Below are 19,969 nucleotides of genomic sequence, written 5' to 3'. Positions count from 1 at the left end.
CCGGGACGCTAGGCGTGCCGGACGGACCGCCGTCGGGCAGCAGGTGCTGCCTGTGGAGGACACCGCCGTGGGGTGGGCTTGCACGCCGCCGGACGGCAGTGGGTGACCGGCGGCGCCCGTGGGAGAATGCGGGGCGTGACCTCCACCTCGCCGCAGCCCGCACCGACGAACGACCAGAACCGGGTGAACCTCGCCGACGTCACCCCGCCGATCGCCCTGGGGCCGCTCGACGGCCGCTACCGCGGGGCCGTGGCGCCGCTGGTGGACCACCTCAGCGAGGCCGCGCTGAACCGGGCGCGCATCCACGTCGAGGTGGAGTGGCTGATCACGCTCTGCAACGGTGCGCCGGGTGTGGACGACGGCGCCGTCGTCCCCGGAGCCCCCACGCTGACCGACGCCGAGATCGCCTACCTGCGCCAGATCCCGGCGACGTTCGGTGCGGACCAGATCGCCGAGCTCGGTGCGATCGAGCGCGAGACGGTGCACGACGTGAAGGCCGTGGAGTACTTCATCAAGCGCCGCATCGCCGTCGCTCCCGACGAGCTCGGCGACACGAACCTGCCGGCCGCGAGCGAGCTCGTGCACTTCGCCTGCACGTCCGAGGACATCAACAACCTCAGCTACGCGCTGATGGTGCGCGGCGCCGTCGTCGACGTGTGGCTGCCCGCCGCCGAGGCCCTGGCCGACCAGCTCGCCGAGATGGCCCGCGAGCACGCCGACGTGCCGATGCTGAGCCGCACGCACGGACAGCCCGCGACCCCGACCACCATGGGCAAGGAGATCGCGGTCCTCGCGCACCGCCTCCGCCGCCAGCTCCGCCGCGTCGCCGGTGCGGAGTTCCTCGGCAAGCTCAACGGCGCGACCGGCACCTACGGCGCGCACGCCGTCGCGGTCCCGGGCGCCGACTGGCCGGCCGTGTCCCGCGCGTTCGTCGAGCACCTGGGCCTGACCTGGAACCCGCTGACCACTCAGATCGAGTCGCACGACTGGCAGGCCGAGGTCTACGCCGACGTCGCGCGGTTCAACCGGATCCTGCACAACCTCGCGACCGACGTGTGGACGTACATCTCGCTCGGCTTCTTCACGCAGATCCCGGTCGCGGGTGCCACCGGCTCCTCGACGATGCCGCACAAGGTCAACCCGATCCGGTTCGAGAACGCCGAGGCCAACCTCGAGATCTCGTGCTCCCTGCTGGACACCCTGTCCGCCACGCTGGTCACCAGCCGCCTGCAGCGCGACCTGACGGACTCCACCACGCAGCGCAACATCGGCCCGGCGTTCGGGCACTCGCTCCTCGCGATCGACAACGTCCGCCGCGGCCTCAAGGCGCTGGCCGTCAACGCCGAGCTCATGGCCGACGACCTCGACCACAACTGGGAGGTGCTCGGCGAGCCCGTCCAGTCCGCGATGCGCGCCGCCTCCGTCGCCGGCGTCGAGGGCATGGAGAACCCGTACGAGCGGCTCAAGGAGCTCACCCGCGGCCAGCGCGTCGACGGCGAGCGGATGCGCGAGTTCGTCGCCGGCCTCGGGCTGCCCGACGACGTCGCCGCCCGCCTCGCCGCCCTCACCCCGGCCACGTACACCGGGATCGCCGCGCGGCTCGTCGAGGACTACCTCGACTGACGCGCGGCGATCCCGGCCTGGGTGGTGGGGTCAGCCGATCTCCCCGACGTCCGGCACGTCGACCCCCGCGTCGGTGAGCACCTCGACCGCACGAGCCAGCATGGTCGAGTCGTACTCCTTGCGACTGGCGAAGTACTCCGGGTTGTCCGCGATGTACTTCACCTGGGCCGCCGCGTCGAGGTCGGCCAGACGCTGGACGATCCCCAGCTCCTGCTTGCAGCGCACGTCGGCCTCGGCGATCCGCCTCTCCTCGACCGCGCCCCCGACCGAGACCGGACGCGGGCGGGGCTCGTCCAGGAAGGTCAGATCCTCCGCCGTGTAGCCGATCTCAGCCGGGTCCCACCTCCCGAGCGCCCCGTCGTTCTCCTCGATGATGGCCCGCTCGTGCGCCCAGACACTCTCCATGATCTCGAGCTGTTCCGCGGTGTACCCGCCCATGAGGTCCAGCACGCCGTCAGGGGTCAGCGCCTGAGCCTCACGGTCCGGTCGGCCACCCTCGGCGACCAGGCACTCGTCCCACTCCTCGATGATCGCCGGGCCGTGGGCGGCCACCTGAGGATCGTCGAACGCGGGGTCGGGCACTCCGCGAGGCGTCAGGACGTCCACCGCGTAGTCGCCGGTCCCGGACTCCGTCCCCTGCGCCTGGGCCGTGGCCAGCCGCTCCGCCTCGGTCAGCCCGCTGAGCTGTTCGGTCGCCCACTCGCTGCACCGCCCCCAGTCCTCCCCCGGCTGCCCGAACCCGTTGTCGCCCTCGATGGAGACGTCGTTGACGGGTTCGCCCACGCCGTCGATGTCGAACCAGTACGCGCCTCGGTCGACCGCCGCCTGGTAGCCGGCGTCCACGTCCGCATCGGTCCACAGCCCGAGGCCCCGGTACCGGAACCCCAGCGGCTCCTCCATGCCGACGAACTCCACCTCGTCGCCGTAGCCCGCTTCCGTGAGGCACTCGATGTGCAGGTACCGCTCGGCGGTGTCGATGACAGCCTGCTGCTCGGGGTCGGCGGCCCAGTCGTCCATCGGCAGCCAGATCGTCCCCGCCTCGTAGTCGACCACGGCGTGCTCGCCGTCGTCCGGCGACGGCGGGTGGACGTCCCAGCTCTGCGGCCCGCTCGCGTCGTCCGGCAGCGGGTCGTCGGCTTCGCTGGGGTCGGCCGTCGGTTCGCCCGACGAGGCCGGCAGCGGCTCCACCGGCCCCTCCAGCAGAGGCCCGGCCCACGCCAGGGCCCCGACCACGAGCCCGGTGCACAGCACGCCGACCCCGCCGGTCACGCCCGCGGCGCGCAACGTCCGCCGTCGTCGGCCCGCGGCCAGGACCTTCTCGCGGTCCACGGAGATCGCGGGGGCCGCCTCGGCGAGCGACCTCATGCGCTCCACCAGCTGTTCGTCAGTCACCGCGGCACCTCCGTACCGGTCGTCGAGCGGTCGTCCTCGGTCATCAGGCCCCGCAGCTGGGCCAGCCCGCGCGAGGCGGCGGACTTCACCGCGCCGGTGCTGATCCCGAGGTCTTCCGCGACCTCACGCTCCCCCAGATCGAGCAGGTATCGCAGGACGACGACGCGACGTCGTCGTTCCGGGAGCCGGGTCAGCGCCCGGACGAGCAGGTCGCGGTCGGCGTGATGGTCGCCGGGGCCGTCGTGCCCCCCGTGCGGCAGGTCCTCGTGATCCACGAGGACCTCGCGCCGGTGCTTGCGCCACGTGTCGATGCGGGCGTTGGCGAGCACCCGCCGGGCGTAGGCGAGCGGGTCCCGGTCCCGGGCCCGGGGCCACGCGACGTAGGTCCGCACCAGGGCCTGCTGGACGAGCTCCTCCGCGCGGTGCCGGTCACCGGTGAGCAGATACGCCATGCGACCGAGGGCGGGTTCTGCCTGGGCCATGAAGGCCGAGAACTCGGCATCCCGCCCGACCCGCTCCCCCGGGCGCAGGGGCACGACCTGTGCCCGGGGCTCGTTCACCGGCAGATCATCTCGCAGGGCTGTCACACCCGGTACACGGGCGTGCACGCCGGAAGGTTGCTCGGGCGCGACAGCGGCTCGAGGCTACGGCTTCCTCGAGGTCAGGTGCTTGGTGGCGACATAACCCGTCTTGCCGCCGTGCTTCACCTTGAGCCAGCCGTTCTTCATCTTGGCGAGGTGCCTGACGCGGTTGTCCCGGCGCAGGGTCATCACGGCGCCGGACGAGGTCGAGGGTCCTTTGCGCAGCTTCAGCGACTTCTTGTCCACCCAGGAGTAGGTGTTGCCCGATGCCTTGGGCACGACCTGCGCGCCGCCCACGGTGTCCGAGATGAACCGTGCGGAGACCCAGCCGTTCTTGCCGTTGTAGCGCACGCGCTGCCATGTCCCCTTGATCTCGCGCAGCATGGTCAGCTTCGCGTTCCGCGGGAGCGACATCTTCACCTTCGACGACGCCGAGGGCTTGGCCCGCATGTTGAGCGACGCCGGCAGGACGTACCGGGTGCCCTGCGAGGTGTAGCCGGGCGAGAGGTAGTTCTTGTGGATCCAGCCCGACTTGCCGTTGCGGGTCACCTGGCGCCAGTCACCGGATCCGGCACCCGGCGCACCCTTGATGACGACGTTGGGCTGGGGGGTGCGCAGCACCTTGTAGCTCTCCCCCGGCCCGCTGCGCATGTTGACCTTCGCCGTCGTGAAGTACTTGCACGACGACGGAGTGGTGCGCGCGTAGTTGCGCGTGGACAACGAGCGGAGATCGACTCCTCGGTTCTTCATGAACTTCAGGGGGTCGACGGCCGTGCCCGTGGGATAGCCGCCCTTCCAGATCTCCATGTGCAGGTGCGGCGAGGTGGACGTCCCGGACGATCCCACGTCGCCGATCCGCTGGCCCCTGGTGACCTTCTGGCCCTTCTTCACGAACTTGGTGGCGTTGACGAGGTGCGCGTACAACGAGGAGAACCGCTCGCCGTTGACGACGTGGTCGACGACGATCCACTCCCCGAATCCACGCACCGTCCCCGCCCGGGAGACCGTCCCCGGCGCGATCGCACGGATGGCCGTTCCCCGGGACGCCCCGAAGTCCTGCCCCAGGTGGAAGGTCGAGGATCCCGCGACCGGCATGCAGCGCGGGCCGTAGTAGGACGACAGCACGTAGGTGCGGTCCGGGAGCGGTGCGGCGAGCTGTGTGGCGGCGTGCGCCGGCACGGCGATGCCCACGCCGGTCAGCGCGAGCCCCAGGGCGGTCATGGCTGCCAGCAGCAGCGTGACGGCCTTTCGTCGGGTCGGTCCCATGGCGCCAGCCTCCATGCCGGTCGGGGCGAGAACTGTTGCTCGCGCATATCACCGTAGGTCGGGAACCGCCGTCGCGCGCGTCGACGGTGCGCGGACCACTCACCGCGCCTACGGTGGCAGCGTCGAAAGGAGACGCCCATGAGCACGCAGGCACCCGAGCGCGACCCCCGTGTCGAGCCCAGCCCGTTCGCTCTCGAGCTGGTGCAACGCGACCCGGCGGTCACCGACCCACGGTTCGCCCACGCACCGCCCGACAAGGACGACGGCCTCGAGACCGGTGAGCAGGCGGGCGAACCTCGGTTCGACGCCGGCTGACGTCGGCACGCCCATGCTCGAGAACTACCCGGCCCTGACGCTGCTGCCCCCGGTGATCGCCATCGCCCTCGTGGTGGCCACCAAGAAGGTGCTCGTCAGCCTGGGCGCGGGGATCCTGGCGGCGGCCCTCCTCGTGGCTGACCTGGGCCCGGTGGAGACGCTGCGGCTGGTCTGGGACTCGTTCGTGGTGATCTTCTGGGCCGACGGCGCGGTGAACACCTGGTACGTCTACATCCTGGCGTTCACGCTGATGCTGGGGATCATCGCGGCGTTCATCATGATGTCGGGCGGGACCAAGGCGTTCGCCGACTGGGCCGTGGACAGGATCCGGACCCGCCGCGGGGCGCAGGTCCTGCCGGCGGTGATGGGGATCGTCATCTTCATCGACGACTACTTCAACGCCCTGGCCGTCGGGCAGGTCTCGAGGCCGGTGACGGACCGGCACCGCGTGTCCCGCGCGAAGCTCGCCTACGTCATCGACTCGACCTCCGCACCGGTCGCCGTCCTGGCACCGTTCTCGAGCTGGGGCGCCTACATCATGGGGCTGCTCGCCCCCATCGTGGCGGCGTCCGCCCTGGCGATGTCCAGCGTGCAGGCGTTCCTCGGCGCGGCCGCCGCGAACTACTACGGGATCGCCGCCGTCCTGCTGGTGTGGCTCGCCGTCGGCCTGCGCCTCGACGTCGGCCCGATGCGCCGGGAGGAGGAGCGCGCCGTCATCGACGGCCGCACCTTCGCCGACGACGCCACGGTGCCCGGTCAGCTCTCGGAGGACCTGCCGGTGCACGAGCCCGGCGCGCGGCGCGCACTGTTCGTCCCGTTCGTCCTGCTGGTGCTCGGCGTCTTCGCCGGCATCGCCTGGACCGGGTACGCGGCCGCGGGCAGCTGGGCGGTCGTGGACATCCTCGCCGAGACCGACACCAGCGCGGCCCTCATGGTGGGCGGGGTCCTCGGGCTGGTCGCCGCCGTCTACTACTACCTGCGGTACACGGTGCCGAACCCTCGCTTCTCCGGACGGCACTTCGGCCGCGGGTGGGTGGAGGGTGTCAAGGCGATGTGGCCCGCCGTGAGCATCCTGGTCCTGGCGTGGATGCTCACCGGGCTGATCGACCAGCTCGGTACCGGCGCCTACCTGGGCGGGCTCGTCGAGGGTGCCGACCTCGCTGCCGCCTGGCTCGTGCCGGTGATCTTCGTGCTCGCCGCCGCGATGGCGTTCTCGACCGGGACGTCGTGGGGGTCCTTCGCGCTGCTCCTGCCCCTGGTGGGCGGGATCATGAACACCATCGGCGAGACCGACCTGCTCCTGCCGGCCCTCGGCGCGGTCCTTGCCGGAGCTGTGCTCGGCGACCACTCGTCGCCGATCTCGGACACGACCATCCTGTCCTCCACGGGCGCAGGCTCCGACGTGATCACGCACGTGCTGACCCAGCTCCCCTACGCGGGCGGTGCCGGGCTGGCCGCGCTGGCGGGCTACGTGGCCATCGCGCTCGGGGCGAGTACCGCCGTCGGCCTGCTCGTCGTGGTGGCGACGCTGGTCGTGCTGGTGGCCGTCGCCCGCGCGGCGCGCAAGCCGCTCGAGAAGCCCGACCTCGCCACGTCGGGCGAGCAGGCGTAGCCCGACCACCGGTGCGACGGTCGGCGATCTCAGCGTCAGCCCGGGCAGGGCCCGCCCGCGGGGGAGACACACCCCGCCCCGGCTGGCAGTATCGAGACATGCACGAACGCGCAGGCCGGCCGGCCCAGGACCAGGACCTCATCGACGTCGACCAGGTGGTCGGCGCGTACTACGACCGCAAGCCCGACGTGGACGACCCGGCTCAACAGGTGGCCTTCGGCACCTCCGGCCATCGTGGTTCCAGCCTGGACACCGCCTTCAACGAGGCGCACATCGCCGCGATCACCCAGGCGATCGTGGAGTACCGGGCGGCACAGGGCACGGACGGCCCCCTGTTCCTCGGCCGTGACACGCACGCGCTGTCGCTGCCGGCCTGGCAGACCGCGCTCGAGGTCCTCGCCGGCGCCGACGTGACCGTCATGATCGACGCCCGGGACTCGTTCACACCGACGCCGGCGGTCTCCCAGTCGATCCTCATCCACAACGGCGCGGCCTCCGACGAGGGCCTGCGCACCTCCGGGCCGGGGTCTGCGGACGGGATCGTGGTCACCCCGTCGCACAACCCGCCCCGCGACGGCGGGATCAAGTACAACCCGCCGCACGGCGGCCCGGCGGACTCCGACGCGACGAGCTGGATCGCCGACCGCGCGAACGAGCTGCTCCGGTCCGGCGGCCTCTCCCGCATCCACCGGGTCTCCCTGGACACGGCGCTGACCGCGGGGACCACCCACCGCCACGACTACCTGTCGACCTACGTCGACGACCTCGCGAACATGCTCGACCTGGATGCCATCCGCGAGTCCGGCGTGCGTATCGGCGCCGACCCGCTCGGCGGGGCGTCGGTGGAGTACTGGGGCGCGATCGGCGAACGCTACGGGCTCGACCTGACGGTCGTGAACCCGCAGGTCGACCCGCGCTGGGCGTTCATGACGCTGGACTGGGACGGCAAGATCCGCATGGACTGCTCGTCCCCGCACGCCATGGCGTCGCTCGTCGAGACGATGCGGCCCGACGGCGGGGGCACGGCGCCCTACGACGTCGCGACGGGCAACGACGCGGATGCCGACCGGCACGGCATCGTCACCCCGGACGCGGGCCTGATGAACCCGAACCACTACCTCGCGGTGGCGATCCAGTACCTGTACGGGGGCGCGCGGCCGGGCTGGCCGGCGGGTGCTGCGATCGGCAAGACGTTGGTCTCCTCGGCCCTGATCGACCGGGTGGCGGGCGGGCTGGGCCGTGAGCTCAGCGAGGTGCCGGTCGGGTTCAAGTGGTTCGTGCCCGGGCTGCTGACGGGCGACATCGGGTTCGGCGGCGAGGAGTCCGCCGGTGCGTCGTTCCTCCGCAAGGACGGCCGGGTGTGGTCCACGGACAAGGACGGGCTGCTGCTCGCCCTGCTCGCCGCCGAGATCATCGCCACGACCGGGCGTTCGCCGTCGCAGCACCACGCGGACCTGGTGGCCGAGCACGGCGAGTCCTGGTACGCCCGCGTCGACGCCCCCGCGTCGCGCGACGAGAAGGCCCGGCTCGCGGCCCTCTCGCCGGACCAGGTCACCTCGACCACCCTCGCCGGTTCGGAGATCACCGCGAAGCTCACCGAGGCGCCCGGCAACGGCGCGAAGATCGGCGGCCTGAAGGTGACGACCTCCGACGCCTGGTTCGCGGCGCGGCCCTCGGGCACGGAGGACGTCTACAAGATCTACGCCGAGTCGTTCGTCTCGGCCGACCACCTGGCCGAGGTGCAGGCGGCGGCCAAGCAGGTCGTGGGCGACGCCCTGGCCTGACGGACCGCTCTCGGGGTTCCGTCCCTCAGGCGAGCAGGTCCTGGTAGTCCGGGTGCCGCTCGATGTACGCCTTGATGAACGGGCACCGCGCGACGACCTGCTCGCCCCGGCCGCGGACGTCGTCCAGCGCGCCGCGGGCGAGCGTCGAGCCGACTCCCTGGCCCTCGAACTCCGGGGAGACCTTGGTGTGCGTGAACGTCACGACGCCGTCGCGCCGCCGGTAGTAGGCACCGCCCGCCTCCGTGCCGTCGTCGAGGAGGGCGAGGTAGACGTTCCGGTCGTCGTCGGAGCGGACGGTGACGTGGGGGCGCGAGTCGTCCATCGGTCCATCTTGGCGAGCCTCGGCCCGGGTGCCAACCCGAGACGGGTCACGCGACCGCCGTGCCGAAGGCCAGGCCCAGCAGGTAGGTGACGCCCGCCGCCCCGAACCCGATGGCGAGCTGGCGCAGCGCCCGCGTCACCGGCGAGGTACCGGACAACAGCCCCGTGACCGCACCCGTCGTGAGCAGGCACGCCCCGACCAGCACGGATGCCAGGACGACCGCGGCCGCTCCCGACATGCCGAACAGATACGGCAGCACGGGCACGACGGCGCCCGAGGCGAAGAAGCAGAAGCTTGAGATCGCGGCACCCCATGCGGTGCCGTGGGTCTCGTGCGCGTCGGCCTCCGGCTCGCCGGCGGCCGCGTCCGGGACCTGCGCGCCGCCGTCGTCCCCGAGACCTTCCACGGCTCCCGTCGCGGCGAGGCGGGCGAGCACCCCGTCCGCACGGGCCTGCGCCGCCTCGGCGTCGAGTCCGCGCGCCCGGTAGACGAGCGCGAGCTCGTTGGCGTCGACGTCGAGGTGCGGCAGCGCCCTGGTGGTCTCCGGGTCGGGTGTCGAGGCGTCGAGCAGCTCGCGCTGCGAGCGCACCGAGATGTACTCCCCCGCCCCCATCGACAGGGCGCCGGCGAGCAGGCCTGCGACGCCCGTCACCAGGATGGTCCCGGTCGCGACGCCGGAGGCGCCGATGCCGAGCACCAGGGCGAGGTTGGACACGAGCCCGTCGTTGGCGCCGAAGACGGCGGCCCGGAACGTCCCCGACAGCCGGTTGCGTCCACGCGTGGCGAGGCTGCGCACCACCTCCTCGTGGATCTGCTCGTCGGCGGCCATCTGGGCGGTGGCGAACTCCTCGCGACCGTAGGCGGACCGGGACTCGGCCCGCTGGACGAGCGCCAGGACGAACACGCCGCCGAACCGCCGGGCGAGGAAGGCGAGGAAGCGCGTGCGCGGGTCACCCTGCAGCGGCATGCCCACGTCGTCCCCGAGCAGGTCGATCCAGTGCTGCTCGTGCCGCTTCTCGGCCGCGGCGAGAGCCAGCAGGATCTCCCGTTCCTCACCGGTTCGCCGGGAGGCGAGGTCGCGGTACACGGCCGCCTCGGCACGCTCGGCGGCCAGGTAGCGGCGCCACCGCCGGACGTCGGCAGGGGTGCGGTCGGGTGCGGGCGCGGCGTCGTCCATGGCTCACATGATCCCCGCTGACCGCGGGCGGCAGGTTCCGGGACGCGGCCAGCGGCGTTCCGGGAGCTCCTGAGTCGCGGTTTCGGCCATCCGTACGCTGGCGATTCACCCGAATGTCACCGGAGCAGGGCACAATGTTCCCCGTCGCCCGACGTGGCGACAGAATCCGTGGGAAACCGAGGAACACCGAGGGACACCGGCGTGATCATTGTCAGCACCGACGGCTCCAGCCTGACCGACACGGGCGGGGCGATCGGGTGGGCGTGGGTCGCCCACGACTCCGGTCGCTTCGACTCCGGTGGTGCCGTCGACGGCACCACCCAGACCGCCGACCTCACCGCGCTGCGTCGCGCGGTCGAGGCGCACCCAGGCGAGGAACCGCTCTTCGTGGAGTCCGTGTCGCAGTACGCGATCCGTTGCGCCTCCGAATGGTTGGAGGCCTGGAAGGCCCATGGCTGGCGGACGGCGTCCGGAGGCCCGGTGCAGCACGTCGAGCTGGTCCAGGCGCTCGATCAGGCGATCACCGACCGCGCCGGACCGGTCCGGTTCCGGTGGGTGCGCGGCCACGTCGGCAGCCCCTTCACGGAGCGAGCCCAGGAGCTCGCACGCCTGGCCGCCGCCGACTGGGCCGCCGGACGCGGCCGTGTTGACGGCCTGCTGCTCGACGCGCAGGACGCGGGCCGCGTCGGGCCCGCGCGCGAACGCCCCGCGCCGGAGCCCCCGGTGCGCGACCCCGAGCCTGTCGGTGCGCGGTACGCGGGTGACGGTGAGCGGTCCCGGGCCTCGGCCACCTCCGGCCCGGGCTGGGAGCTGGACACCCTCTTCGACTGACACGCAGAAGGCCCGCACGATCACGCCGGATCGTGCGGGCCCCCGTTCTGCGAGCGACGGTCTCAGTTCTCCGAACCGTTGGTCGCCACGGCGTGCACCGCACCGTCCTTGTTCGCGAGGCCGGCGATGAGCTGGTTGATGTCGACGCCGGTCAGCTCCTTGACGACAGCCTGGCCCTCGCCGAGGACGCTGCTGACGTTCTTCGTGATCGCGGACGCACCGTCGGTGGAGATCACGGTCATGCCCTGGATGTTGCCGATCGGCTCGGCCGCGGCACGCACGATCTCCGGCAGACGCTCGATGAGCTCCTGGACGAGTGCGGTCTCGCCGTACTTCTCGAGGGCGATGGCCTTGGCGTCCGTGGCGGCGGCCTCGGCGCGACCCTCGGCCTCGATGGCGGCCGCGCGGGCCTCACCCTCGGCGCGGATACCGGCGGCCTGCGCCACCTGGCGGTCGCGCTCGGCCTCACCGGACCGGCGGACCGACTCGGCGGCGGCCTCGGCGTCCTGGATGGCTGCCGTCTTGTTCGCCTCGGCGATCGTCTTGCGCTTGTAGGCCTCGGCCTCGGTGGCGGCGTTCTCCGAGTCACGCCGCGCAGTGGCCTCCTGGACCTCGGCGTAGGCCTTGGCCTCGGCTGGCTTGCGGACCTCGATGTCGAGGCGCTCCTGCTCCACGCGCGCCTTCTCCGACAGCGCCTCGCGCTCCTGCTGCGCCACGAGCCGGTCCTGCTCGGCACGCGCGAGCTGGCCGGAGGCGTCCGCCTCGGCCTGGGCGCGGTCCGTCTCGGCCTTGATCGAGGCCTTCTTGAGGTCGAGCGCCTTCTGACGCTCGGCGATCTGCTCGGCCGCCTCGATGACGGCGAACTCCGAGGCGCGCTGCGCCTCGGCCTCGGAGACCTCGGCGACCTGGCGGGCGCGCGCCGACTCGGCACGACCCAGGTTGGACAGGTAGTCCGACCCCGGGGTCGAGATGTCCGAGATGTTGAGGATGTCGACCTGCAGGCCCTGCTCGGCGAGGTCCTTCTTGGTCGACTCGACGACGCGGTCGGACAGCCCCTTGCGGTCGGAGATGATCTCCTCGATCGACATGTCGCCGACGATGGAGCGCAGCGAGCCCTCGAGGGACTCCGCGATGATCTCGGTGAGGAGCTCCTGCTGGGACAGGAAGCGCTGCGCCGCACGGCGCACACCCTCCTCGTCACCGCGGACCTTGAAGTTGATCGACGCCTTGATGGCGATCTTGATCCGGTTGGCGTCGACACCCTCGACGGTCATGCCGATCTGGCGCTGCTCCAGGGAGATCGCGAAGCCCTGCTGCAGGATGGGCCAGACGAAGGTCCGGCCGCCGATGACGACCTTCTGTCCGCTGACCTCCTTGCGCCCGGCGCCTCGGCCGACGATGACGAGCGCCTGGTTGGGCGGCACGCGGCGGATGCGCTGTGCGACGAAGATCGCCACCGCGAGGAACGCGACGATGATGGCGACCACCGCGAGGGTGGTCACGAAGCTGGACGATTCGGTCATGGTGCGCGCCGGAGCGCGACTCCTTCCGGGAGGGTGGTGCGGGTGACTACGCCTCGGGCCGGTACGGCCCGACGCGGACGCTGTTGGGCTGGTGCTCGAGCACCACGATGCGCGTACCCTCGGCGATCGGCTCGAGCGACCACGCGAGACGCCGTTCGAGCTCGCTCACGGCGTCGAGGGAGACCTCGCCGGAGGCCTGGGTGATGTCCGTGACGGCAGTGCCCTGCACCCCCACGAGCGAGATGTTCGCGTTGTCCTCGGTGTCGCTGAGCCGTCGGATCATGAGCTGCGCGACGGCGGCCGCGAGCAGCCCGACGACCACCGAGGCCGCGTAGGCAGTCCAGACGGGCAGCCCGTTGACGGTCACGATCGACCCCACGGCGCCGAAGACGACCGCCCCGACGCCGAGCGAGGTGCCGGACAGCGCGCCGTCGCCCATGTCGATCAGCTCCCCGATCACGAGGGAGAGCAGGAGCAGCAGGAGTCCGGCAGCACCGATGAGGACGAAGACGAGCACGCTGAGCTCCGAGTGTCGGGGTTCTGAGTTGTGTCGAGCATGTGAAGGATGTCAGATCTGGGCGTCACGGCGCGACTCCCTCCACCATCCGGTCGGATCTGCGGGACGATCGGGTCATGGACCTGCCACGCTCCGGCGCCCCGCGCCTCGTCCTGCTCCGCCACGGCGAGACGTCGTGGTCCGCGGCCGGCCGCCATACCGGCCGGACCGACGTGCCGCTCACGGACCACGGGGAACAGGAGGCGAGGCAGGCGGGCCGCCGCCTGGCCGGCCTCTCCCCCGCCGCGGTGTACTGCTCGCCGCTCGTCCGTGCCCGGCGCACCGCCGAGCTCGCAGGCTTCACCGACGTCGTCGTCGACCCGGACCTCGCCGAGTGGGACTACGGGCCCGTCGAGGGCCGTACCTCGGCCGAGGTCTCGGCGACCCTCGGTCGCGACTACGAGATCTTCCGCGACGGCGTGCACGTCCTGCCCCACGACCCGGACGAGCCCTCGCCCGACGGCGACCACCACCCGGGCGAGACGCTCGCGGAGGTCCGGGCACGCGCCGCGCAGTTCGTCGCCCGGGTCCGGCCGGCGATCGACGACGGCGCCACCGTGCTCGCCGTCGCGCACGGCCACCTGCTCCGCGTCCTCGCCACCGCGTGGCTGGAGGTCGACCCGGCGCTCGGCGCCCGGCTGGAGCTCGGCACCGCGGCGATCTGCACGCTCGGCACGTCGCACGGCCTGGCCACGATCGAGGCGTGGAACCAGGTGGCAGGATGACGCCATGGCGCTGAGCGAGAAGAACCTCATCGACGGCGAGCACGTCGTCATGGAGCTACGTGAGCACCCGAAGGCGCTGGTGTGGCCGGCCGCGGTGCTCATCGGCGTGCTCGTCAGCGCGGTCGCCGTCATGACCCTCGTTCCCGAGGGCGTCGGCCGGTGGGTCGCGCTGGGCGTGCTCGCGCTGGTCGCCGTGGTGTGGGTGTTCCTGCCGTGGCTGAAGTGGCGCACCACCTCGTTCTCGGTGACGAACCAGCGGATCGCCATGCGCTCCGGGCTGCTGACCCGCGTGGGACGCGACATCCCCCTCTACCGGGTCAACGACGTCACGATGGAGAAGGGCCTGGTCGACCGGATGTTCGGCTGTGGGACCCTCGTGGTCTCCGACGCGACCGAGAAGCAGGGCATGGTGCTCCCGGACGTCCCCGACGTCGAGGACGTGCACCGCCGCCTGCAGGAGCTGCTCTTCGCGGCCGACGACGGTTCCGACGACGGCGAGTGGCCGCCGCGCGAGCCGCGTCGTCGCGTGCGCTGAGCCTCGTCAGGCCAGCCCGAGGGCGCCGGCGAGCACTGTCGCCCCGGCCGTCCGCTCGGTGGCCGGCACGGCGGCCGCGTCGGACACCTGACGCACCATCCAGGGGCTGAACACCCACGGGGTCGCCTCGACGGTCGCCCGGACCTGGTCAGCGGGTGCCCACACGTGCTCGGCGACCTCGTCCGGGTTGGGCGCGACGTCCCCCACGACACGGGCCACGTAGACGGGGCAGATCTCGTTCTCCACGATCCCCGACGCGTCGACGGCGCGATAGCGGAACTCGGGCAGCACGACCTCGATGCCCGACACCTCGGCGCCCAGCTCGTGGGCCGCATGACGGACCAGCGACTCCTCGGTCGTCTCCGTCCACCGCAGGTGACCGCAGAACGAGTTCGTCCACACCCCGGGCCAGGTGCGCTTCACCAGGGCGCGGCGGGTCACCAGCAGGTTGTCGTCGGCGTCGAGCAGGTAGCAGGAGAACGCGAGGTGCAACGGGGTGTCGGTGGTGTGCACGTCCGCCCGGGCGACCGTACCGATCCGGTTGCCGGCGTCGTCGCAGGTCACGACATGGTCGGCCGTCACCGGTGTGTGCGTCTCCATCCGACCATCCTGGCACGCTCAGAAGGGCGGCGGCCCCTCGTCGATCGGCGCTCGTCGGCGAGGACGCCCGGGCGGGCGGGCAGGGTCCGCCCGGTACGGCGGTCTGAAGTACCGGTGCTCCGTCGGTGAGGTCCAGGTGGTGACCCCGGACTCCGGGTCGCGCACCACCGACCAGCCCCCGGTGGTCTTCGCCCGGTGGTGCGCGCGGCACAGCGCGTGGAGGTTGTCGCCGTGCGTCTGCGGCCCGTCACGTCCCGGGTCGAAGGCGGCGATGTGGTCGAGGTCGCCGCGTGACGCCGGGACGGAGCAGCCGGGGAAGGTGCAGGTGGCGTCGCGGGCGAGCACGGTCGCGCGCAGCCGGGGACTCGGCCGGTACGAGCGTGACGACCGGTCGGTCAGCACGCCGGTGACCGGATCGGTGAGGATCCGTTGCCAGGTCGCCTCGGCGTCGGTGGCGATCGTCCTCGCCATCGGCGCCGGGATCGGGCCGTACCCGGCGAGGATCGCCGGGAGGTCGTCGGTGCCGAGCAGCGTCGAGGCCGCGATCGTCACCTGGACGGGCGACGCCTGGGTGCGAGACGCCCGGACGGGCGGCCCCTCCGTGTGCGGTGCCTCGTCGGGTGACCCCCCACCGGCCGCGGCGGCCTGTTCGACGGCGCCGGTGAGGAGCGCGACCAGCGCATCGGCCCGGCACTCGTCGAGCCGTCGCGCCTCCCCGGGCGTCCGGCGGGTCGCGGCTCCCAGGTCGTCGATCGCGACCCAGGCGCGCACGGCATCGTCGGCGGGGAGGTACGCGGTCAGGTAGGCCATGGCGTCGTCGACCGGTTCGAGCACCACCGACCGGGTGCGCCGCGCCCTGGCGTGCCGCTCGCGCGCACCCTCGGGGTCGACGACGATCTCGGCCCGGCGAAGCCGGTCGCGGATCTGTCGCACCGTGAGGTGCTCGAGATCTGGACGCAGCTCGCGGACGACCTCACGCCGGTGGACGTCGTCGAGCCGGCCGGTCGAGACGAGCGCCTCGGCCTTGCGCCGGTCGGCCACGCCCGCGGCCATCGCGTCGGCCACCTCGGGGATCGACTGCGCACCGTGCGCCACTCCGACGCGCTGCGCGGCCGCGTGCCGGCTCAGACCCAACCGGGCCGAGACCTCGTCGACCACGAACTGGTGCCGGGACGATCCGCGCGTCCGCAGGAGCAGCTCCCCGAGCGCCGCCGCGGATCCCGCCTGCGCCCAGGCAGCCAGCCGTTCCCAGGCGGCCAGCAGCTCGATCAAGGACGCGTCGTCGAGGTCGGCGGGCTCCGTCCCCGCCAGCGCCGCCGCGAGGGACGGCCCTGGAGCGTCCCCGAGCAGCGCGTCGAGCGCCGGGTCGGAAGAAGCCTGATCGCGGGACGTGCAGTCGGCCCCCACGTGCGCGGCGTCGAGCTCCAGGGCGGTGTATGGGTGCGCCGCACCCACGTGGACCGCGAGCAGGTCGGCGAGCTCCTGCTCCAGCGGTGTGCAGCCGGCGTCGACGAGCTGGGCCGTCCCGGACGCCGACGACGCCGTACCTGCAGATATCGGTCCCGGTGCGGTCGGGGCACCGACCGCACCGGGACCAGGGGTTCGTGCACGACGAGTCCCGGCCGCGTGCCGCGCCGGGTGGGAAGCGTCGTCTTCGAACATGTGTTCGAGAGTATCGAACCTCGTTGGCCCGCGCAAGGGGTCGCTTCCAGGGCATCAGCCCCCGTGACCAGCAGCGATGGGAGATCCGGTGTCGGTCCCCGGTCTCGGTCTCGACCGGCAGCCAGCTCGTCTCACGGCTCGCGGCTAGCATGCGGCGATGAGCAGCCTCGTCACCCGTCCAGCACAGCCGGCTGACGTCCCTGGGCTGGCGAGGGTCCACGTCGAGTCGTGGCGAGAGACGTACCGCGGGCTGTTCCCCGACGCGGTGCTCGACGACCCGGAGGCCGTGGGACGCCGCGAGCAGTTCTGGACGGCAGCGCTCACCGACGAGCGCTACAGCCAGAACACTGCTGCGACCGCCACGCTCGACGGCAGGATCGTGGGCGTGGCGATGGCGGGATCGGCGCTGGACGCCGACGCCACGTGGGAATCACAGCTCTACGTGCTCTACACCTCCGCGTCGGTGCACGGGCAAGGCGCGGGGTCTGACCTCCTGAACGCCGTGATCGATCCCCGGGCCACGGCCGCGCTGTGGGTCGCTGACCCGAATCCTCGTGCCCAGGCGTTCTACCGCAAGCACGGCTTCGACGCCGACGGGCGGAGCAGGGTCGACGACGGTGTTCGAGCGATCAGGATGACCCGTCCGCCGCGGTAGCCACGCGATGCGCCCGAATCATCCGGAGCTACAGGCGGGTGGCGTCGCGGCGGTACATGGCGGCGTGCTCGAGGAGGCGGGTCGCACCGGTGGTGCGTGCATGCTCGTCCGTCCAGTCCGCAAGATCATGGAGTCGTTGCCGCATGGTGCTCATCACGGCGGTGGTGGACGGCGCGGCGTCGCGACCGTAGGCGTCGAGCAGGAGGTCGAGGCGCACCGCTCGGGGCGCCGACCCGGTAGGTGCCGGCATGTCCTCGCACCAGCCGCAGATCCGGTAGGCGAGGTAGGCCAGGTCCCAGACGCGTGGGCCGGGCGACGCCATGTCGATGTCGATCAGACCCACGAGCCGGTTGCCGTCATGGACCATGTTGTAGGGCGCGATGTCGTTGAGGCAGACGACCTCCACGGGGTCGCGGGGTGGTACTCGCCACGTTGCGTCCTGGAGCGCGAAACCCTCGGTCGCGTCGTGCCAGGTGCGCAGCATCGTGCCGGCCGCTTGAGCGGTCTCCGGTTCCCAGACCCATGCCGGGACCGGCCAGCCGGCGACCTCGCCCGGGAGGAAGCTGAGGACCTCGCGTCCGCCGTCGTCGATACCCAGCGGTACCGGGACCATCGACGCCCCGCGTGCGCGCACCCAGGCGAGCAGCGCGTGGATGGTCGGCGTCCACGGCCCTGCGGTGCGGCGGACCGTGTCCCCGACGCGCACCACCGCGCCGACGTTGCCCCCGGCGAGCTCGACCTCGTCACCCTGCCCCACAGTCACGGACCGATGCTCGCACGCAGCATCGCCCGGAGACGGCGACATTTCTAGGGCGTGTCTCCCATGAGGCGCGTCCAAGGTCAGGATGGCGCAGAGTGTGATACCGGCCGACCTCGTCGACCAGGTCGAAGCAGCGACTCCGTTCGGGTGCTGTGGTTCAACACCGAACGCACCCACGGCTTGATCGACGAGCAGGCGCCCCTCGAGGCCGAGCAGCTCGACTACGCTCGCATCGAACCGGTCACAAGGACCGGCTGACACCAGCAAGATGCCATCCTGACAAGCCGGGGCGACTCAGAGGAAGAGATGACCACCCTCACCACTCCGACTGTTGCTCAACTTGCCGAGATCGCCAGGACGCTGAGTGAGTGGCAGACCGCCGACTGGAGAGGATTCCTGCATCCCGGAGACCTCGGTTGGCACTCGATGGTCGGCGCCGAGAAGTCAGCCGCAGACCTTCGGTGCTGGACAGCCGATGGATCGATCGTCGCGATCGGTATGTTCGATGGCGACGATCTCTTCCGCATGGCGATGGACCCCTCAGCCCTCGACGATGACCAGCTCGCCCGCCAGATCGAAGCTGATCTCACGAGCGTTCGTGCGCTTCCCCCCGGGGCGGTGACCGTCGAGGCCCGCGGCGCGCTTGCACTGCAGGCCCGCCTTCGCGCCCAGGGTTGGGACACGGGCCAACCCTGGACGCCGCTGCAGCTCGACCTGCGCGCCCCCGTCCCCGCGAATCCACGCAACGTAGCGCTGCGGGTCGAAGAGATCGGCCTCGATGAGGCAGAAGAGTGGACGGCGGTGCACTGGTCCGCGTTCAAGGGAACGACGCCGAGCGCCGAGGAAAGGCAGAGGCTCATCCAACGGTGGACCACGATGGCAACGGGCCCGTTCGCACACCTCGCCCACTACCTCATCGGCTACGACAACATCGATCAGCCCGTGGCCGTCACCACCGTCTGGACAGCCGGAATTGGTCGCCCCGGCCTCATCGAACCGATGGGAGTGCATCGTGACCACCACGGCCACGGTTACGGTACGGCCATCACCCTCGCCGGTGCGCACGCTCTGCAACAGCACGGCGCTTCTACCGCAGCCGTCGTCGCCGAGAACTCCAACGCCGGTGCCCTCGCCACATACATCGCAGCCGGATTCACCACGAGCGAACCCGTTGCCGACCTCACTCGCACACAGGTCTGAAGCGCATCGCCGTGCCGCGAGTGAGCAGGGCTCTTCGCGCGATCCATGCCGCGGTCGACGGTCGCGGCCGCCCGCGGGCGATCGTGGGACACGCAGAGAGGAGACGTGCCTGGCCGCTGAGTCCGCAGGGCCGGCGATCAGTGCCAAGACCTCAGCGCGCCAGCGCCTTGGCGACGCGCACGTCCATGTCCTCGCTCAACCGCACCTCGCCGGCGTCGGCCGACGCCCGCAGCACCCCGGCCAGACGCGCCAGCTCGGCGAACGCCGGGGCGCCGGCGCTCCACGTCCCGAACCAGTCGGCCGCGGAGACCCCGTGCGACGGACGGAAGATGACCTCGACCGCGTCCCCTGCCCCGAGGTCGCCCGGCTCGACCACCCGCAGGTAGGCACCGGTCCGGTTGGCCTCCGTGAAGCGGCGCACCCAGCGTGGCGGCGAGCCGAGCCGGCGTGCGAACGTGGCGCACGGCGTGCGCGGCTGTGTCACCTCGAGCACCGCCGAGCCCACCCGCCAGCGCTCGCCGATCAGCGCGCCCGACACCTCCAGCCCGCGGGTGCGCAGGTTCTCGCCGAACAGGCCCGGCACCACCTCGCGCTCGAGCTCGGGCTCCCAGAACTCGGCGTCCTCGGCGGCGTAGGCGTACACGGCCTGGTCCTCGCCGCCGTGGTTGGCACGGTCCGCCTGGACGTCGGCGTACAGGCCGTAACGCCCCACGCGGACACGACCCTCGACCGGTCGCTTGTCGATGGCGGTGATCCCGACGCTGCCGGGGTCGGGCAGCAGCTGGTGGACGCGACAGACGGCAAGGAGCTCACCCATGGCGCTCATGGTGCCACCCCCGGACACCGGGGA

The 19,969-nt window shown here is 71.9% G+C and carries 20 protein-coding genes; 9 read left to right on the top strand and 11 right to left on the bottom strand.

What is annotated here, in order from left to right; translation table 11 throughout:
• Positions 1-126 precede the first annotated feature (126 nt).
• Positions 127-1,623, top strand: coding sequence for an adenylosuccinate lyase (purB, locus tag PZC42_RS00660; RefSeq protein ID WP_438802916.1), 1,497 nt, complete (start codon positions 127-129; stop codon positions 1,621-1,623).
• Positions 1,624-1,653: 30 nt separating this feature from the next.
• On the opposite strand, the gene PZC42_RS00655 is transcribed toward purB, so the two are convergent.
• The 3 genes from PZC42_RS00655 to PZC42_RS00645 form a co-directional block, all read right to left on the bottom strand.
• The gene (locus tag PZC42_RS00655; protein ID WP_277207387.1) at positions 1,654-3,015 is read right to left on the bottom strand and encodes a hypothetical protein; all 1,362 of its coding nucleotides are present in this window, start codon (positions 3,013-3,015) and stop codon (positions 1,654-1,656) included.
• Positions 3,012-3,575, bottom strand: coding sequence for a SigE family RNA polymerase sigma factor (locus PZC42_RS00650; protein ID WP_277207385.1), 564 nt, complete (start codon positions 3,573-3,575; stop codon positions 3,012-3,014). Before PZC42_RS00650 ends, PZC42_RS00655 begins: the two co-directional genes overlap by 4 nt.
• A gap of 84 nt (positions 3,576-3,659) precedes the next feature.
• On the bottom strand, positions 3,660-4,862 hold the full coding sequence (locus tag PZC42_RS00645; RefSeq protein ID WP_277207383.1) for an SH3 domain-containing protein: 1,203 nt from the start codon (positions 4,860-4,862) through the stop codon (positions 3,660-3,662).
• Between the two features lie 138 nt (positions 4,863-5,000).
• Between PZC42_RS00645 and PZC42_RS00640 the strand changes: the two genes are divergently transcribed.
• From PZC42_RS00640 to pgm, 3 genes are all read left to right on the top strand, one after another.
• Positions 5,001-5,177: a hypothetical protein gene (locus PZC42_RS00640; protein ID WP_277207381.1), complete on the top strand. Its 177-nt coding sequence runs from the start codon at positions 5,001-5,003 to the stop codon at positions 5,175-5,177.
• Complete coding sequence (locus PZC42_RS00635) at positions 5,140-6,789, top strand: Na+/H+ antiporter NhaC family protein (RefSeq protein ID WP_277207379.1); 1,650 nt, start codon at positions 5,140-5,142, stop codon at positions 6,787-6,789. The genes PZC42_RS00640 and PZC42_RS00635 overlap by 38 nt, the downstream gene beginning before the upstream one ends.
• A gap of 98 nt (positions 6,790-6,887) precedes the next feature.
• Positions 6,888-8,573 (top strand): phosphoglucomutase (alpha-D-glucose-1,6-bisphosphate-dependent), encoded by a 1,686-nt coding sequence (gene pgm / locus PZC42_RS00630; protein ID WP_277207377.1) that lies wholly within the window; start codon positions 6,888-6,890, stop codon positions 8,571-8,573.
• A gap of 25 nt (positions 8,574-8,598) precedes the next feature.
• Here pgm and PZC42_RS00625 read toward each other — a convergent pair whose 3' ends face one another.
• Complete coding sequence (locus PZC42_RS00625) at positions 8,599-8,895, bottom strand: GNAT family N-acetyltransferase (protein ID WP_277207376.1); 297 nt, start codon at positions 8,893-8,895, stop codon at positions 8,599-8,601.
• Between the two features lie 46 nt (positions 8,896-8,941).
• A complete protein-coding gene (locus PZC42_RS00620; RefSeq protein WP_277207374.1) occupies positions 8,942-10,072 on the bottom strand; it encodes a VIT1/CCC1 transporter family protein in 1,131 nt (376 codons plus the stop codon).
• A gap of 201 nt (positions 10,073-10,273) precedes the next feature.
• Between PZC42_RS00620 and PZC42_RS00615 the strand changes: the two genes are divergently transcribed.
• The gene (locus PZC42_RS00615; RefSeq protein WP_277207373.1) at positions 10,274-10,903 is read left to right on the top strand and encodes an RNase H family protein; all 630 of its coding nucleotides are present in this window, start codon (positions 10,274-10,276) and stop codon (positions 10,901-10,903) included.
• A gap of 62 nt (positions 10,904-10,965) precedes the next feature.
• Here PZC42_RS00615 and PZC42_RS00610 read toward each other — a convergent pair whose 3' ends face one another.
• Together PZC42_RS00610 and PZC42_RS00605 are read right to left on the bottom strand one after the other, a co-directional pair.
• Complete coding sequence (locus PZC42_RS00610; RefSeq protein ID WP_277207371.1) at positions 10,966-12,426, bottom strand: flotillin family protein; 1,461 nt, start codon at positions 12,424-12,426, stop codon at positions 10,966-10,968.
• A 46-nt stretch (positions 12,427-12,472) separates the two neighbouring features.
• Complete coding sequence (locus tag PZC42_RS00605; RefSeq protein ID WP_277207370.1) at positions 12,473-12,943, bottom strand: NfeD C-terminal domain-containing protein; 471 nt, start codon at positions 12,941-12,943, stop codon at positions 12,473-12,475.
• Positions 12,944-13,059: 116 nt separating this feature from the next.
• Here PZC42_RS00605 and PZC42_RS00600 point away from each other — a divergent pair, with 116 nt between their 5' ends.
• Both PZC42_RS00600 and PZC42_RS00595 read left to right on the top strand, forming a co-directional pair.
• A complete protein-coding gene (locus PZC42_RS00600) occupies positions 13,060-13,707 on the top strand; it encodes a histidine phosphatase family protein (protein ID WP_277207368.1) in 648 nt (215 codons plus the stop codon).
• Between the two features lie 4 nt (positions 13,708-13,711).
• Positions 13,712-14,242, top strand: a complete 531-nt coding sequence (locus PZC42_RS00595) for a PH domain-containing protein (protein WP_277207365.1) — start codon at positions 13,712-13,714, stop codon at positions 14,240-14,242.
• Between the two features lie 6 nt (positions 14,243-14,248).
• On the opposite strand, the gene idi is transcribed toward PZC42_RS00595, so the two are convergent.
• The gene (idi, locus tag PZC42_RS00590; RefSeq protein ID WP_277207363.1) at positions 14,249-14,842 is read right to left on the bottom strand and encodes an isopentenyl-diphosphate Delta-isomerase; all 594 of its coding nucleotides are present in this window, start codon (positions 14,840-14,842) and stop codon (positions 14,249-14,251) included.
• A gap of 18 nt (positions 14,843-14,860) precedes the next feature.
• On the bottom strand, positions 14,861-16,504 hold the full coding sequence (locus tag PZC42_RS00585; RefSeq protein WP_277207361.1) for an HNH endonuclease signature motif containing protein: 1,644 nt from the start codon (positions 16,502-16,504) through the stop codon (positions 14,861-14,863).
• Between the two features lie 157 nt (positions 16,505-16,661).
• On the opposite strand from PZC42_RS00585, the gene PZC42_RS00580 reads away from it, so the two are divergent.
• Positions 16,662-17,159 carry a GNAT family N-acetyltransferase gene (locus PZC42_RS00580; protein WP_277207360.1) on the top strand — a complete coding sequence of 166 codons (498 nt, stop codon included), beginning with the start codon at positions 16,662-16,664 and terminating at the stop codon, positions 17,157-17,159.
• Between the two features lie 28 nt (positions 17,160-17,187).
• On the opposite strand, the gene PZC42_RS22435 is transcribed toward PZC42_RS00580, so the two are convergent.
• Positions 17,188-17,922 carry an aminoglycoside phosphotransferase family protein gene (locus PZC42_RS22435; protein WP_277207358.1) on the bottom strand — a complete coding sequence of 245 codons (735 nt, stop codon included), beginning with the start codon at positions 17,920-17,922 and terminating at the stop codon, positions 17,188-17,190.
• 303 nt (positions 17,923-18,225) lie between these two features.
• Here PZC42_RS22435 and PZC42_RS00570 point away from each other — a divergent pair, with 303 nt between their 5' ends.
• Entirely contained in the window at positions 18,226-19,119 is an 894-nt protein-coding gene (locus tag PZC42_RS00570) for a GNAT family N-acetyltransferase (protein ID WP_277207356.1), read from the top strand.
• Between the two features lie 151 nt (positions 19,120-19,270).
• Here the strand turns inward: PZC42_RS00570 and PZC42_RS00565 are convergent, their stop codons facing one another.
• Positions 19,271-19,936 (bottom strand): MOSC domain-containing protein, encoded by a 666-nt coding sequence (locus PZC42_RS00565; protein WP_277207354.1) that lies wholly within the window; start codon positions 19,934-19,936, stop codon positions 19,271-19,273.
• Positions 19,937-19,969: the final 33 nt, after the last annotated feature.

It is taken from the genome of Isoptericola croceus (genome assembly GCF_029382255.1).
Lineage (GTDB): Bacteria > Actinomycetota > Actinomycetes > Actinomycetales > Cellulomonadaceae > Isoptericola > Isoptericola croceus.
Note: the sequence above shows the minus strand (reverse complement) of the source record. Positions and strands in the feature narration are given on the sequence as shown.

What these genes read in the sequence shown, in the direction of transcription:
- purB (WP_438802916.1), top strand. Translation starts at nt 127, where the DNA reads ATGCGGGGCGTGACCTCCACCTCGCCGCAGCCCGCACCGACGAACGAC.
- PZC42_RS00570 (WP_277207356.1), top strand. Translation starts at nt 18,226, where the DNA reads ATGACCACCCTCACCACTCCGACTGTTGCTCAACTTGCCGAGATCGCC.
- idi (WP_277207363.1), bottom strand. Translation starts at nt 14,842, where the DNA reads ATGGAGACGCACACACCGGTGACGGCCGACCATGTCGTGACCTGCGAC.
- PZC42_RS00620 (WP_277207374.1), bottom strand. Translation starts at nt 10,072, where the DNA reads ATGGACGACGCCGCGCCCGCACCCGACCGCACCCCTGCCGACGTCCGG.
- PZC42_RS00610 (WP_277207371.1), bottom strand. Translation starts at nt 12,426, where the DNA reads ATGACCGAATCGTCCAGCTTCGTGACCACCCTCGCGGTGGTCGCCATC.
- pgm (WP_277207377.1), top strand. Translation starts at nt 6,888, where the DNA reads ATGCACGAACGCGCAGGCCGGCCGGCCCAGGACCAGGACCTCATCGAC.
- PZC42_RS00565 (WP_277207354.1), bottom strand. Translation starts at nt 19,936, where the DNA reads ATGGGTGAGCTCCTTGCCGTCTGTCGCGTCCACCAGCTGCTGCCCGAC.
- PZC42_RS00625 (WP_277207376.1), bottom strand. Translation starts at nt 8,895, where the DNA reads ATGGACGACTCGCGCCCCCACGTCACCGTCCGCTCCGACGACGACCGG.
- PZC42_RS00585 (WP_277207361.1), bottom strand. Translation starts at nt 16,504, where the DNA reads ATGTTCGAAGACGACGCTTCCCACCCGGCGCGGCACGCGGCCGGGACT.
- PZC42_RS00640 (WP_277207381.1), top strand. Translation starts at nt 5,001, where the DNA reads ATGAGCACGCAGGCACCCGAGCGCGACCCCCGTGTCGAGCCCAGCCCG.
- PZC42_RS00595 (WP_277207365.1), top strand. Translation starts at nt 13,712, where the DNA reads ATGGCGCTGAGCGAGAAGAACCTCATCGACGGCGAGCACGTCGTCATG.
- PZC42_RS00600 (WP_277207368.1), top strand. Translation starts at nt 13,060, where the DNA reads ATGGACCTGCCACGCTCCGGCGCCCCGCGCCTCGTCCTGCTCCGCCAC.
- PZC42_RS00580 (WP_277207360.1), top strand. Translation starts at nt 16,662, where the DNA reads ATGAGCAGCCTCGTCACCCGTCCAGCACAGCCGGCTGACGTCCCTGGG.
- PZC42_RS00645 (WP_277207383.1), bottom strand. Translation starts at nt 4,862, where the DNA reads ATGGGACCGACCCGACGAAAGGCCGTCACGCTGCTGCTGGCAGCCATG.